The organism is Vreelandella piezotolerans (assembly GCF_012427705.1).
GTDB classification, from domain to species: domain Bacteria; phylum Pseudomonadota; class Gammaproteobacteria; order Pseudomonadales; family Halomonadaceae; genus Vreelandella; species Vreelandella piezotolerans.
The window spans coordinates 859969-874998 of the sequence record NZ_CP048602.1; the positions used below are offsets into that span (position 1 = coordinate 859969).

General features: G+C 59.6%; 11 protein-coding genes. 3 read left to right on the forward strand and 8 right to left on the reverse strand.

What is annotated here, in order from left to right; translation table 11 throughout:
- Positions 1-70 precede the first annotated feature (70 nt).
- Positions 71-463, reverse strand: a complete 393-nt coding sequence (locus GYM47_RS03990; protein WP_054641267.1) for a RidA family protein — start codon at positions 461-463, stop codon at positions 71-73.
- 144 nt (positions 464-607) lie between these two features.
- Here GYM47_RS03990 and GYM47_RS03995 point away from each other — a divergent pair, with 144 nt between their 5' ends.
- On the forward strand, positions 608-1534 hold the full coding sequence (locus GYM47_RS03995; RefSeq protein ID WP_139525190.1) for a LysR family transcriptional regulator: 927 nt from the start codon (positions 608-610) through the stop codon (positions 1532-1534).
- Between the two features lie 10 nt (positions 1535-1544).
- On the opposite strand, the gene GYM47_RS04000 is transcribed toward GYM47_RS03995, so the two are convergent.
- The 6 genes from GYM47_RS04000 to msrP form a co-directional block, all read right to left on the reverse strand.
- Positions 1545-3575, reverse strand: coding sequence for an FUSC family protein (locus tag GYM47_RS04000; RefSeq protein ID WP_153842176.1), 2031 nt, complete (start codon positions 3573-3575; stop codon positions 1545-1547).
- A gap of 2 nt (positions 3576-3577) precedes the next feature.
- Positions 3578-4462, reverse strand: a complete 885-nt coding sequence (locus GYM47_RS04005; RefSeq protein ID WP_139525192.1) for an efflux RND transporter periplasmic adaptor subunit — start codon at positions 4460-4462, stop codon at positions 3578-3580.
- A 40-nt stretch (positions 4463-4502) separates the two neighbouring features.
- Positions 4503-4721: a DUF1656 domain-containing protein gene (locus tag GYM47_RS04010; protein WP_139525193.1), complete on the reverse strand. Its 219-nt coding sequence runs from the start codon at positions 4719-4721 to the stop codon at positions 4503-4505.
- Positions 4722-4816: 95 nt separating this feature from the next.
- Positions 4817-6610, reverse strand: a complete 1794-nt coding sequence (locus tag GYM47_RS04015; protein ID WP_196781577.1) for a S8/S53 family peptidase — start codon at positions 6608-6610, stop codon at positions 4817-4819.
- Between the two features lie 114 nt (positions 6611-6724).
- Positions 6725-7357: a protein-methionine-sulfoxide reductase heme-binding subunit MsrQ gene (gene msrQ, locus GYM47_RS04020; RefSeq protein ID WP_153842177.1), complete on the reverse strand. Its 633-nt coding sequence runs from the start codon at positions 7355-7357 to the stop codon at positions 6725-6727.
- Positions 7357-8373: a protein-methionine-sulfoxide reductase catalytic subunit MsrP gene (gene msrP / locus GYM47_RS04025; RefSeq protein WP_153842178.1), complete on the reverse strand. Its 1017-nt coding sequence runs from the start codon at positions 8371-8373 to the stop codon at positions 7357-7359. The genes msrQ and msrP overlap by 1 nt, the downstream gene beginning before the upstream one ends.
- A 229-nt stretch (positions 8374-8602) precedes the next feature.
- On the opposite strand from msrP, the gene GYM47_RS04030 reads away from it, so the two are divergent.
- Both GYM47_RS04030 and GYM47_RS04035 read left to right on the forward strand, forming a co-directional pair.
- A complete protein-coding gene (locus GYM47_RS04030; protein ID WP_153842179.1) occupies positions 8603-9550 on the forward strand; it encodes a pirin family protein in 948 nt (315 codons plus the stop codon).
- 143 nt (positions 9551-9693) lie between these two features.
- Positions 9694-11463: a mechanosensitive ion channel family protein gene (locus tag GYM47_RS04035; protein WP_153842180.1), complete on the forward strand. Its 1770-nt coding sequence runs from the start codon at positions 9694-9696 to the stop codon at positions 11461-11463.
- A gap of 58 nt (positions 11464-11521) precedes the next feature.
- Here the strand turns inward: GYM47_RS04035 and GYM47_RS04040 are convergent, their stop codons facing one another.
- Positions 11522-14986 (reverse strand): acyl-[ACP]--phospholipid O-acyltransferase, encoded by a 3465-nt coding sequence (locus tag GYM47_RS04040; RefSeq protein ID WP_153842181.1) that lies wholly within the window; start codon positions 14984-14986, stop codon positions 11522-11524.
- Between the last annotated feature and the right edge of the window lie 44 nt (positions 14987-15030).

Genomic DNA, 15030 nt, shown 5'->3' on the forward strand with positions numbered 1-15030 from the left:
AGCCGCCAAGATTTACCCAAAGCGAAGCAAGCATCGCCTGAAGGTGGCCGCTGAAGTGTATGACGAACGGTTATGCAGGGAGCCGAGCGATGACCTTGATCTCAAAGTCGAATCCCGCCAGCCACGTCACCCCGACCGCCGTCCAGTTGGGGTAGGGCTTTTCTGGAAACGCACGTGCTTTGGCGGCCATCACCGTCTCGAACTGAGTGTCGGGGTCGGTGTGGAAACTCGTCACATCGACGATATCCTCGAAGCTAGCGCCTGCCGCTGTTAAAACTCGCTGCAAATTGTCGAAGGCGAGCTGTACCTGGGCAGCGAAGTCTGGCTCGGGGGAGCCGTCTTCACGGCTGCCAACCTGGCCCGACACGAATAAAAAATCACCGGTGCGGACAGCCGCCGAATAGGCGTTCTGCTCATAAAGCGCCTGGCGGCCCTTGGGGAAAACGACGTCGCGCTTAGCCATGTAACTATCTCCATTCGTAATTAAAAAATGACTCGTTACTGACGGTGATATCACTTTATGGCGGCGACAGGGGGTGGATAAACGGCCAATTCTGTTCAACATTGTTTGGATATTTCAAACAATGTCGAGGCGTTTGATTCAGCCATGGATCGTTTCAATGCTATGCAAGCATTCGCCCGTGTCGTGGAAACGGGCAGCTTCACCAAGGCCGCGGAAACACTTCACTTGAGTAAGACCAGCGTGACGCAGCTCGTGCAGCAATTAGAGGGGCGGCTGCGCGTTAAGCTGTTGAATCGCACCACCCGCAAGGTGAATGTGACCGCAGATGGGGCCGCTTACTATGAGCGAGTCATCAAGCTGCTGGCCGACCTGGACGATGCCGAAACAAGCCTTTCTGCTGCGTCGCTGCAGCCACGCGGCCGACTGAGGGTCGACGTGCCCAGTCCGTTTGCTCGGATGATCTTGATTCCAGCCTTGCCCGCTTTCTACGCTCGGTATCCCGAGATTCAGCTCGATCTAGGGGTGAGTGATCGCAGAGTGGACCTTTTGGAAGAAGGCGTGGACTGCGTCGTTCGCGGCGGAGAGATGACGGACTTATCGTTGGTGGCACGTCGGGTGGGGGATTTGACGATGGGGGTTTATGCCACACCTGGTTATCTGGAAATGCGTGGTTATCCGGCGCACCCGCAGGCGCTGTCACTCCCACCCCACTACATGGTGAATTTCAGGTGGGAGCGGACAAATATGGCGTTTCTCAATACCTTGAGGCGTGATGACGAGAGTGTCACCGTGCAAGGGAGCTACGTGATCTCGGTTGATGACGGGAACGCGGGTTTGGCCGCTGGTTTGGCGGGGCTCGGTGTCCTTTGGCTCCCGGATTATATGGCCCGAGAGCATGTGTCTCGCGGTGACCTGGTGCGTTTGTTTGACGATTGGCACATTGATCCGATGCCCATGTATATCGCTTTTCCACCGAATCGGCACGTGAGTGCCAAGCTGCGCGTGTTCATGAACTGGGTAGAGGCGTTAATGGCTCAGCATGCGCCTCGGGTGGAGCGACGTCGTCAATGAGCACGAAGAGTTATGTCGTTCGTTCCGCCATGAGGCGCGCCAACCGCTCCAACGCCAGATCTAGTCGCTCGACCAAGCCTTTCAGCAGCACGCGGCGATCGCCTGTCACGTTGTCGTGGCGGGCGAGAGCATCATCCAGCTGTTGCCCCGCGTCGAGAATGCCCTGAGGAGGGCGCCCGTTCGCACCCGCTTCAAAACCGTTGGCAAGCGTGCGCAGCAAATGCGCGTGGGCCTCGCGAATGTGTGGGTGCGGCGCGGTATCTAATTGATCTCGCAGGCGTAGGATGGCCGTACCCACGTCGAGCCCGGTGAGCCCCAGTACGAAGAGGTGGCGCTGCTCTTCTGGCAGCAGGTCATCGTGCTGGGCTAGGTGCAGCAGGCGGTCGGCCATATGGCCGCTAAAGCGCGTTTCCGCTTGATGGGTGGCGCGCTTTCTGAGGTCGTTAATGTCGCGGGTAATGGCGTTGATCAGACGCCGTTTACGCAGCTTGGCACCGGGCCCCGGCAGCAAGCGAAAGGCCATGACCACGCTGGTCAAGCCAATCACGACCGCGACTGCCCGGTTGGCAAAGGCATCGAACGAGAAATCCATGCCGTTACCGGGCATGGTCAGCAGAATATTGAAAATCGTAAACGCGAGGCAGTACCCCATGGTGGCCGGCTGGGTGGCGCCGAGTAGCCCCAGAAATAGCGGGGTACCAAAAATCAGCGCCAGCAGCGGGAAGCCGTTGACTTGCGACAGCAGCACATGGCCAAACAGAAACGCGCTGGGAATCGCGGCCAGCATGCCTTTGTAAAACATCATGGTGATGGCAATGGGGTTGTCGCGGCTGGCAAAAAACGCAGAGAACAGCGTTCCCAGCATCATCGCGATCATGGCGCTTTGCCAGGCAGTGACGATCCAAAACGTGGCCAATAGGGCAAACAGCAGCCCCGAGCGGAGGGCGTTGATGCCTGCCGAGAGGTGGTCGCGGTGCCAGGTCAGCGGGGTGGAGCGCAGCCGATGGCGGCTCGGGTGGGCAATGGCCTCGCGGGCATCCAGCATGACCATGGCGTGGCCAATCGTCTCCCGCAGGCCCAAACGAACGCGACGATCCAACGGCGCTTCCGATGTTGGCTCATCGCATGTATGTACATGGGTGCGCAGCGTCTGCAGGGCCGCTCTGGCCTCGGTCACGCCCTTGACGTGCTCGGCATCGCGAAACTCTTGGGCGATGCGGCGGGCGAGTTCGATGCTGTGGGGGGCTAGCCTGTCTGCGTGGTCGAGCATCAGTTGGTGAAGTGCCTGCAGCGTGGCGAAAAAGCGTAGCGTGCGCCGGGTGAGTACGTGGGTGGCGCGCACCCGGCCTGGGCCAGCAGGGCCTTCAAAGCGGGCAGCTTGGCTGTCGGTTTCCAGCACGGTGAGCGGGGTGAGACTGCCGCGCAATGCGTGTTGCATGGCGGTGACGTCGTCGCTGGCATCTAACCGCAACGCCGCGTGGGTGAAGGCCTCGTTGATCACCGTGTCGGCTTGGGTCGCTAAATGCGTGCCCACATGCGATGGCCACAGTAGCGCGCTGACCAGCATGGCGCACAGGGCGCCTAGCCCCAGCTCGGTCATGCGCGCGACGGCGATATCGAAAATGCCCGCCGGGGTGCTGCCGCTGGAAATGACCACGATGAGCATGGCCGTTACGGCCGCCATGAGGCAGCCGTAGGTGTAGTTATTGCGCCACAGCGAGCCGACGTAGGTACACAGCATGATCCAATAGGTCAGCGTCAGCAGGGCAGGCAGCCGTGCCTGGGCAAACAGCGCCATGATGAAGATACCCACCAGGGCGCCCAGCGCGGTGCCCCCTAGCTGGCAAATGCCTTTCTCGACCACCATGCCGCTCATGGGGCAAATTTGTAGAAACGCTGCCGAAATCAACGCCCAGTAGGGGCGCTCCACGTCGAAGGCCAGCGCCACATAAAGCGCCAGCATCATGGCCAGCGTGGTTTTAATGGCAAATTTTACCGCCGTGGCGCTGGGCGTGAGATAGGTGCGTAAGAAGGGCGGCATGGTTACGGCGAAGTGGCCTGAGCACTCGGTTCAGGACGTACGCGCACGGTGGCGGTCATGCCCACGCTGAGCAGGGTGTCGTCGGGAACATCGTCCAAGGTGATGCGCACAGGAATACGCTGCGCTAGTCGCACCCAGCTAAACGTGGGCTGTACTTGGGGAAGCAGCTGTTGATTGAGCGCCGTGTTGCTGTCGGCAATGCCGCGGCCAATTCCCGCGACGCGTCCGTTCAAGTGGGTATTGCCATTCATCAGCACCACTTCGACCGGGTCACCCACCTCGATGGAGGCCATTTTGGTCTCTTCGAAATAGCCCATGACGTAGTAGGAGTCATCGGCGATGAGCGCCATCACTGGCGTACCGCGATTGACGAAGTTGCCGCTGGTGAGTTGAACGTTGAGTACATGCCCTCTCACAGGGGCGACGACCTGGGTACGGGCGAGATCGAGCTGCGCGCTCTCCAGCGCCGACTGCGCCTGTTTGACATCGGCTTCGGCTATCCGCGAGTTGATCTGGGCGATCTGCTGGGCCTCGGCGCTAATGGCCTGGCGGTTGCTCAACTGGTTGCGACGGCCTGCTTCGGCACGGTTGAGCTCCAGGGTGGCTTGCCGATGCTCCAGGGTCGCCTGGGCGCTATCGACGGCGGCTTGGTAGCGGGTATCGTCGATGGTAAACAGCGTGTCGCCCTGGGCAATATAGTCGGTATCGGCAACGTCCAGGCGCTTTACCCAGCCGGTGACGTCGGGGGCGATGGTGATCACGTCCGCATGAATCCGGGCGTCCCGTGTCCAGGGGGTGTAAAGATAGTAGCGCCATAGCCACGCCCCTGCGGCGATGGCGATGGCGACGATCAGTAGCGTCAGCAGCACTCTCAGCGATGGGCGCATAGGCGTTTCTCGATCAGGTAAAAAACATGGGCTCAGCCCATTAGGGATGTGCGAGCACCGTCGCGAATAAAAAAGTGGTGGCGGCGGTCAAGATGATAAACAGCGAAATATCGAACCACGCCTCATACCAGAGCGCGACGTGCCCCACCACCCGATGCAGCAGCGAACGCACGACCAGGGTGGCAATGAGGCCAATCAGCGCATAGACCAGCAGCGGGCTTATGAAAATACCGCCGATGGCGATCTCTTGAAGTCCCATTCGTCGTCATCCCTTTGAAAACGCTCTAAGAATAGGCGAAGGCCGAGCTGCGGGCCACTTTGACTTTTGCGTCATGATGCTGACTTGTATCACGCTTAGCGTTCGCGGCTCAGGCTCTGCACGGTCAAGTCGAGCGCTTTGTACATATCGAGCCGCGCAGAGCGTCCAATATCGGGATGATTCAGCTCGTTGGCGCGTTCCGAGGGGAGAATCGGCGCGGTGAGATCGTCGGCATCGGTGGGTTCGAAGTCGTACTCTTCGCCGATGGTCATGGCGCTACGACGCAGCAGCATACGAAGCTGGGCCGGGGTGAGCGCGGGATCGAGCGACATCATCGCCGCCAGTAGCCCGCCGACCAGCGGCGTGGCATAAGACGTACCGCAGTGCGCTTCGCCCTTTTCGCCCGCCACGGCAGTGGAGCCATGCACGCAGGCGGCCGCGGTAATGTCCACGCGCATGTCGATATTGGAGGCGTTGCGTTTGACCGCGTAACCGGGGTCGTTGACCGGGACGTCTTGCTCGCTGCGCTCGTGCCCGCCCACCACGAAGAGCTGGTCGGTGACGAACGAGGAGGGCAGGCGGTATTCGTCTCGGCTGGAAAACGACGAGGCGTTCCCCGCTGAGTTGACCACGACCACGTCAGGGTGCTCCTCGCGTAGCCATAGGAAGAACTCTTCGAGCAGCTCTTCGTAGCCGCTCATGGCGATGCCGGAGCGTACTAGGGAGTCGACTTCATCGCCGTTGATGTCGATTGCGCCGACGCGGTGGATGCCCCAGCTCCAGTTGATCACTCGGGCACCGTCTTCGACCAAATTCACCGAAGCGGCGACGTTGGCGGTAATGCCTGCATCCGAATTGCGGTCGACGATCACGTCAAATCCTGGGCCAACGTCATCTAGCCCGCGCAGAAAGCCACTGTTGCCGCCCTCGTTCCAGGCGGCGGCGAAGACCCCCGCGACCGTGGTGCCGTGGCCATCCGGTTTGTCGGCGTCGCGGCCGTACACGCAGGTGCGCTGCGCGTCCGCTCGGCAGTCACCCAGATAATCGGCGAAATCTGGGGCGTCAAAATCGACGTTGCGCTCGATCACCCCAATGCGAATGGGCTGGGTGTCGATCTCATCGCCCGCGCGCCCTATGCGCCGCTGATAGAAGTTCACCGCATCGAGAAAGCGGTTGGCGGCCCACTCTCGATCGTCTTCGGCGGCAGGGGGCGTATCGTTCGGTTCGCGCTCGATGCTCTCCTCGGCGCCGGACTCTTCGGTGACCACTGCATCGACGCTGACCTCATTGCCGAGCCGCAGCACCAGGGCATCCCTCTCATCCAGATCATTCGCGGGTAGACGCAGTTGGTAGGTGTTCAGCGGGGGGATCATGCCCACGACCTCAGCACCGTACTTATCCGCCAAGCGCCGTGCCTCTTCGGCGCCGTCGTGGCTCTCTTCGATGATCAGGCTGACCAGATTCACATAGGTGCTAATGCCGTCCATGTTATCGGCGACGTCCTCTTGCGTGGCCGCGATCACGTGGCTGCCTCGTAGCGTCAGCCATACCGGGTTGCTGGCGCTCTCCTGCTGTTCGATCCATAGCGGGCCGCTCTCGGCCTGCGTCGCGTCGATGTGCAGGCGTAAAAGATCACCCTGCTGCTCGATGTGATCGGCTGACAGCGGTTCACCGTCGAGTTTTACACGGTACGCGGCGCCGTTGAGTCCGCTGACATCGAGACAGAATTCCTGCGTGTCCAGGGTGAGTAAGTTGCCACAGCGCTGTAGCGCTTCGATGCGTAACGGCGCATCGGCGTCGGCCGCTGGTGTCATCATCACCATGCCGCCGACGCACAGTGCCATCCATCCCCAGCTCCAGCGTTTCGCGTTCACATACCGTCTTGCCATCCTACTGACTCCTTTCCATCATCCTTGGATCGCACCTAGCCTACATCGCGTAAGCTGAACGCAACGTGAACACGTCCTCCCCATCGAGCGGTGTCCTTATCGGTCTTCGCCGTCCTAGCGGGTGCGGAGCTTAGGCAGCGTGCGAGCCACCGGCGGCAGGCGGGTGGCCATGATGAGCGCCGCGAGGGCGGCATACATGGCCCACTCCTGCATGTCGGCGCGTACCACCCAGAAAAAGTGCAGCAGCACCAGCCCCAAAATGGCGTAAGAGCATTTGTGCAGCGGCTTCCAGCGTTTACCGAGGCGCTTCATCGCCCAGCGGTTGGAGGTCGCGCCCAGCATGGCGAGACCGATCAGCGCGATCATGCCGACGATGATATAGGGCCGTTTGATGATCTCGCTTCCCAGCCGAGACCAGTCGAGGCCTAAAATGAACAGGGCGTAGCTGAGCAGGTGCAGCGTAGCGTAGGTAAGCGCCCAGAGGCCTAGCTGGCGTCTGATCAGTGCAAAGCCTTTCCAGCGGGTGAGCTTGGTGAGCGGCGTTAGGCAAAGCGTGAGCAGCAGCATCCACAGCCCCCCGATGCCGATATTGAGCAGCAGATAGCGCCCTGGCTCGGGGCCAGCGGCGTTGTTGGCGACCATCCAGCTCCAGTAGAGCAGCGGCGCGAGCGCGGCTAAAAAAACGCCCGCCCGCCATATCCACCATTTCGTCTGGCCATGGGGGGAGCGACGTGTGTGGCTGCCCATCAGTAGTGCTTCCTCAAGTCCATACCTGCGTAGAGTTCGGCTACCTCGTCGGCGTAACCATTGAACATCAGGGTATCGATGGTGTTGGTGTTGAACAGGCTGTTGGGCAGTCGACGCTCGGTGGCTTGGCTCCAGCGGGGATGGTCGACCTCGGGGTTGACGTTGGCGTAGAACCCGTACTCGTCGGCAGCGATCTGCTGCCAGGAGTTGAGCGGCTGCTCTTCCACCAGTGAAATACGCACGATCGACTTGATGCTCTTGAAGCCGTATTTCCAGGGCACGACCAAGCGCAGGGGCGCGCCGTTCTGGTTGGGAAGCTCGCGGCCATACATGCCCAGCGCCAAGATCGTCAGCGGATGCATGGCTTCGTCCATGCGCAAGCCTTCCACGTAGGGCCATTCGATGATCGAGAAGGAGGAGCGCTGGCCGCGCATCTGCTCTGGGTCGACCAGGGTTTCGAAGCGAACGTACTTGGCGTTACTGGTGGGCTCGGCACGCCGGATGATGTCCGCCAGCGGGATGCCCAGCCAGGGAATCACCATCGACCAGGCCTCGACGCAGCGCAGGCGATAAATGCGCTCTTCGAACTGGGAGGGTGTGGCAAGGTCTTCGAGCGCTATGCGCCCGCCGTTATTGACTTCGCCGTCGACGACCACGCTCCAGGGCTGCGTTTGTAGGCTTCCCGCGTGGCGGGCCGGATCCCGTTTGTCGGTGCCGAACTCGAAAAAGTTGTTGTAACCGCTGGCATCATCGAAGGGGGCAATGCGATCTTTGTCCGGATCAGTGGGCGTGACGCTGCGCCATTCGGTCTCGCTGATTTTTTCTTGGAGCCAAGGCGGCGCATTGCCCTCGGGAACGTCGGTATACGCATCGCTGGCGTGGACACGCCTTGAGAGCGCAAGCCCAGCCCCCAAGCCCGCCATGCCGCCCATGAAGCGTCGCCGGGAGAGATAGATCGATTCAGGCGTGACGTCGGATTCGTGTAGATCACTCGGTTTGGCAATTTTGATCAGCATGGAAGTATCCTGTTTGTGCTCGCCGAAAAGCCGTCGCCGTTTGACGTTGACGGAGAAAAAAGGTTCTACGCTCCTTGTATCATGACATTTAGTGGCGTCGTCTGTGCATAAGTTGAGCGTATTGCCTAACGTGACGAGGAGAGAGACAACACGTTTATTCAAGGCAGTGCCGCTCTGTATCCGCTATACCCTTATGACGCAGAACGCAAACATGCTGGAGAGCCGGATAATGAGTTGGATGCCTGATATCGAGCCAAACTGTCCTGATGCTGGCCGACTGGAGGACATTGAGACGCTGATCGTTCCCCGAGCCCGCGACATCGGCGGTTTCGAGGTGCGCCGAGCGCTGCCTGCTCCGAAAAGACAAATGGTGGGGCCGTTCATCTTCTTCGATCAAATGGGCCCGGCCGAATTCCTGCGTGAAGAGGGCATTGACGTGCGGCCGCACCCGCACATTGGGCTAGCGACGGTCACCTATCTTTACCAGGGGGAGTTTCAGCATCGCGATAGTTTGGGTACGAACCAGATGATTCATCCGGGCGCAGTGAATTGGATGGTCGCGGGTAACGGCGTCACCCACTCGGAGCGAACGAGTTCCGCTACCCGTAAACGGGATCACTCCTTGTTTGGCATTCAAACCTGGGTAGCACTGCCTGAGGCTTATGAGGATAAGCCCGCAAGCTTTGCCCATCACGGTGAAGAGACGCTGCCACTGCTTCGCGGCGAAGGCAAAGAAGTGCGTCTGATTTTGGGGAGTGCCTGGGGCGAGCGCTCCCCCGTGCAGACCTTTTCGGAAATGTTTTATGCCGACGCAGTGTTGGCCCCTGGTGCCAAGCTACCGCTGCCTGATCATCATGAAGATCGTGGGCTTTATGTTACCTCTGGCGCGATTGTCGTGGCAGGCGAGACGTTCGAGGCAGGACGTATGATGGTGTTTCGGCCGGGTGATGCGATGACCGTGATGGCGGGCGAGCAGGGCGCGCGGTTGATGCTTCTGGGGGGCGAAACCCTCAATGGCCCGCGCTATATCTCTTGGAATTTTGTTGCCTCCTCACGTGAAAAGCTGGACGCCGCCAAGCAGGCGTGGGTCGAGGGTGACTTCGAGCACGGCCGTTTCAAGCTGCCGCCAGAAGATGAGCACGAGTTCGTTCCCTTTCCCGGACAGCCTGAACATTAATCTGCGCGCTTGCCTGATGGAGAAACGTGGTCTGTACTTTGATCCAACATCGACACGGATAGCTCACGAGAGGGCGTGAGCGGGCGGCGCAAGCCGCGGGTTGATGGACGATTATTGGCTCACTTTCACTCAATAAGGCAAGTATGAAAAATCACAGCGCGTGGCCTATGTGGTGTGTGCTGGCCGTTACGCTGCTCTTTACCAGTGTAAGCATGGCGCAGTCACAGGGCGAGGAGAGCGCAGACTCCCGTTGGTTTACCATGGATGCGATCAACACCGGGTTGGATGACGTACCCGAAGAGGCGAAGCGCATGTCGCCGAGGGAGACCATTCGCAGCTTTTTGAATTTCACCGAAGAGGAAAATTACGCCGATGCGGCGCATTTGCTCAATCTTGCGGATATCGATCCCAGCGAGCAAGCAACGCGTGGGGCTGAGTTGGCTAAACAACTTGCCGAGGTCTTACGCCGCGGCGAGTGGCTAAACGCGTCTAACTTGCCCGGACGCCAGGACGCCGCCATCGAGGACCCCTCCGGCCAGAACCCGCAGGCAGGCCAACCCAGGCGCAACATCGAGCTAGCCGCGTTACGCGTAGACGGACAAGCCTACGATGTGCGTTTGGGTCGCTATCGCGTTGGCGAAGAGGACCCCGTTTGGCTGATCATGCCGGAGAGCGTGTCGTCGATTCCGACGCTTTATGAAGAGTACGGCCCCTCCATGCTGGAGAGCTACATCCCAGAACGTTTCAAGGCCTCGTTTGGCGTCCTGAAAGTCTGGGAGTGGCTGGCAATTCCTGTCTTTCTGGTCACCATTGGTATCGTTGGCGTCGCCACCTATTACCTCGTCGGGCTCATTGCGCGTGTGTTGCCCTCTGGCGTGTCGACCATTTTTGCCGATCAAATCGGCGTGCCGGTCGCGCTGATCGTGATGTCGCTGGTCACTCAGATGCTGCTCGATTACGTGGTGTCGTTTTCGGCCGTGGCCACCACGACGTTTAGAGTACTGCTGATTGCGATCATGGCCTGGGGTGCTGGCACCATTGCGCTGCGACTAGTGGATACCATCATGCTGCGCATGACGCGCCGCTTGGTGGGTGAGATCGATGACACCAAGCCTAAAGACAAGCGTCGCCTGTTAACCTCGCTCTACGCTTTGCGTCGGGTGATTATTTTGATCACCGTCGTGTCGGTGTCGGTTTATGTACTTGGGCAAATCCAGCTGTTCGAGTCTTTAGGCCTATCCATTCTGGCGTCTGCCAGCGTGTTGGCGGTGCTGGTGGGTATCGCGGGTCAGGCGGTGTTGGGCAATATTCTGTCCTCGTTTCAGCTCTCGTTGGCCAAACCGATCCGTATTGGCGACTTGGTGATCTTCGAAGGACAGTGGTGCTACGTGGAAGGGATTTTTTATACCTTCATTCGCTTGCGCTCTTGGGATGAGCGGCGGCTGATCGTCCCCGTTACGTACTTTACCTCCAAGCCGTTCGAAAACCTCTCGGTGAAGAGCACCAAAATGTATCGCTTTATGGAGTTAACCCTGCACCTCAGTGCGGATATCTCCCAGGTACGCGAGAAGTTTTTCGAATTCGCCAAGGAAGAAGATAGCGTGATCGAGCACCACAAGCTGCTCTGCTACGTCACTGGCCAAACCGAGCACGCGCAAACGGTCACCTGTTATCTGATGACCTCAGACCCCATGGCAGGCTGGACCGCGGAAATGAACGTCCGCGAGAAGCTGATGGCCTACATACGAGACGAACACCCCGATTGGTGGCCCCGCGACGTGGTGGTGATTAGCCATCATGATATCGCGCGTGGGGAGCGTGCCGCACCAACGAGCGGACAGCAAAAGAGAGCGACTGGAGAGACCAGCGAGTCAAACGACTCAAGTGATTCGCCGGACGGCAGTGCGGAGTAAGTTCATCAGAGAGGGCAGCGGCTAGACCGCTGCCCTGTTACTAGGGAGATTGTCTGACCTAAGAGGCCAGTTGCGTCTCGGCAAGCCGTTTTGCGCCTGCAAAGTCGGCTTTTCCTGACCCCAAGCGAGGTATCTCTTCCACGGTGAGCCAGTCACTGGGGATCATCAGCGCGGACGTGCCTTGCTGGCGGAGCGCACTCTTGAGCGTTTTGGCATCTAGCGCGGCTTCGCTCAGTAGGACGATCCGTTCGCCTTTGTTGGCATCGGGCAGGCTGACGGCCATCATTGGCGTGTCAGGATCCTCGATGACCGCCTTGACGGCGGTTTCGACGGCGCTGAGGCTCACCATTTCGCCGCCGATTTTCGCAAAACGCGTGTAGCGGTCGATGAGCGTCAAAAAGCCATCTTCATCGATGAAGCCTTTATCGCCAGTGACGTACCAGCGTTGACCGTCGACGGTTTTGAGTGCCTGCTCGGTACGCTGAGGGTCGTCGAGATACCCCTGCATTACCTGTGGCCCGCTGATCACGATCATGCCTGGCTCAAGGGTGGGCAGCTCCTCGAAGCTCTTAGGATCGACGACCTTGATGCTGGTGCCGGGGAGCGGCATACCGACGGTGCCGGGCTTATTGCCTTTTTGTACCTGCTGGTAGTGAACGCCTGCGGCGTCGGGCAGATTGACGGCCGCCACGGGGGCGGTTTCCGTCGCGCCGTAGCCTTCATAAATAGCTTTGCCGAATTTTTCCGCAAACCCTTCACGCACGCGATCGTCGAGTTTTTCTGCCCCGGCGACCACCACGCGCAGGCTCTTGAGCCTATCGGGCGTGACCTTCGAACTGCGGTTGAACAGTCGCAGCATGCTGGACGTACCGAACATGATGGTGGCGCTGTGTTTGGCGACCGCGTTGGCAACACCCGAGACATCGGTAGGGTCGGGATGACTGACGAGCGGCAGCCCCTCTATCAGTGGGAGTAACTGGGTGACGGTAAAGCCGAATGCGTGAAAGAGCGGCAGCGAGGCCATCACCACATCGTCGTGCTGGGTATTGAGCACGTCGGAGGTCTGTTTGATATTGGCCATCAAGTTACGGTGGCTGAGCATGACGCCTTTTGGCTGTCCTTCACTACCGCTGGAGAACAGAATAGCCGCCGTGGCGTCCGCATCCCGGCTATAGCAGAACAGCGCTTGTAACAACCAAGCGGGCAGCAGGCGTACGGCAAGAAACGTTCCGATGCGTTCCAATCGGGAGAAGCCTGCCTGCAAGTCTTCCAAGTAGAGCACCTGCTGGCCTTCCAGGAGTACGTCGACCGCCAGCCCCCGCTGGCTCAGTTTTTCCACGAAGCGCCGCGAGGTCACGACGGTACGTATATCGGCTTGCTGCAGCGCGTAGGCCAGGGCGGCTTGGCTAGTGGTGTAGTTCAAGTTCACCAGCGTTTTGCCCGCCAGCAGCGTAGCCATATTGGCCAGCACCCCGGCGGTGCTGGTAGGCAGCAGTAGGCCAAGCGTCGATTCATTGACGCTGCGATGGCGAAAGCGCTTGGCGAGCAGCAGGCTTGCAGTGAGCGCTTGGCCTGCGTTGAGCGGGCGACTCAAGGTGTCGGCCAACGCCGCTGCCCTGGGACGGCGCTTGACGCTGCGAATCCAAGCGCTGGGCAGTGTGGGGAGCTCATCGATGGCATGCTGCCAGGAGCGGGTGGCTTGCTCGAAAATGCGCCTCTTCAACACATCGGCAGGCGTGTTGTTAGGCAGCGGTTTGCCAAAAGCGACGACGACCGAGCGGTGCAGCGGCGCGTTACGTAGCTCTTTGAGCTTGCTCGACGAGCGTGAGAACTGGCTGCCCCACAAGCCGCGCAGATAAAATGGCACGATGCGCACGTCTGGGTGGGTCTGTTGACAAGCACGCTCATAACCACGGCGCAGCTCGCCGAGCTGGCCGTTGCGGCTGATCGCTCCTTCGGGAAACAGACACACCACTTCACCGGCGTTGAGCTGTTCGGCAACGGCGGCCAGGGCGTTCTCTGCCCCAGCGCCGCGCTCGATGGGAATGCAGCCCAGCGCTTTGAAAAACCAACGCAAGTACCAACGCTGATAAATGCTTTTCAGCATGACGAAGCGTACCGGGCGCGGGCTGGCAATTTGCACCATGGCCCAGTCTACCCAGCTAATGTGATTGCCCAGCAGTAGCACGCCACCCTGGGCGGGCAGATTCTCGAGCCCGTGAACGTCCACTTTATAGCGACGGGTGAGCAAAAAGCTCAACATGAAGCGCACTAGGCTCTGGGGCAGTTTGAAAATCGTATAGCCACCGCCCACCATTGCCACGCTAGCGACCAACAGCAGCAAGTAATGGCTGTCCACGCCTGCCAGCGCAAACAGTGCAGTGAGCACCAAAAAGCCCAGCATCGAGAGGTTTTGTATCCAGTTATTGGCCGCGAGTACCGTGCCTAGCTCGTGGTCTGCCGCATGAAACTGAATCAAGGCGTTGAGCGGCACGATAAACAGCCCGCCCATCATGCCAATGAACACGAAGTTCAGCGCTTGGCTCGTGGGCGTCGTGAACAACGGCAAGCACCACAATCCCACCGCGACGCCCACGGCCCCCAGAGGTATTAAGCCGGTTTCGATGCGATTGCGGGAGAGCCTGCTGGCTAACAGCGAGCCCAGGGCGATGCCGATACCGCTGGCGGCGAGAATGGCTTGTAGCACCAGCGTGTTCTCGATGCTGAGCGCCTCTTTGGCATAAGCGGGGAAGGCGGCCAGCAGCACTTGCCCGACCGACCAGAACGTCGCTAAGCCAATGATGGAGAGCCGTAGCACAGGCTGATGGGCAAGAATGCTTAAATTCTCTTTCAGCGCGGCGCCGCTACGGTAACGGGCCCAGGTGAGCGGGGTAGCCGCCGGCTGCGCGTCGTCCGGCTTGAGCCGATAAAGAGCGACGACCTGCAGGCCGCTATTAAGCACCAGCAGCCAGCCCAGCGGGGCAATATTGCGTAACAGCTCACCTGGCGTGTGGACGCTAGACGTCACCCAGTGTTCGAAAAGGGCGGTGAATGCCACCGTTCCGGCCAGAATGGCACCAATGGTCACCGCCTGAACGAGCCCGTTGGCTTCGGCGAGCCTCGGTTTACCAAACAGTCCTTTCACTAAGCCGTACTTGGCGGGCGAATAGAACGCCGACTGAATGGCCAGCAGCAGCGTCATTGCAAAGGCAAGCCAAAACCAGCCTTGGTAATAGGCAGCCGTGATGCCTAGCGATACCGCTACCGCCGCCCAGGCGGAGAGCCTGAGCACGCGTACTTTGGGCGTGCTGTCGGCCACATGGCCTGCCGGGCTGAATAGCAAAATGAACGGCAGCAGAATCAGCGCGTTCACCAAGGCGGTGAGCACGACTTGAGTCGCGCCATCATAGCTTTTGAAAATCGTATTCTGAATGACGATTTTATGCCCGAGATCTACGAAAGCGTTGAGAAAAATGGCCATCAAGTAGGGCCAAGCGCCTGCAATGCGCAGCAAAGGTTGCATGGTGTGTCGCCTTAATCGCCGAAAGTGTAGGCACTGTCGGCAAA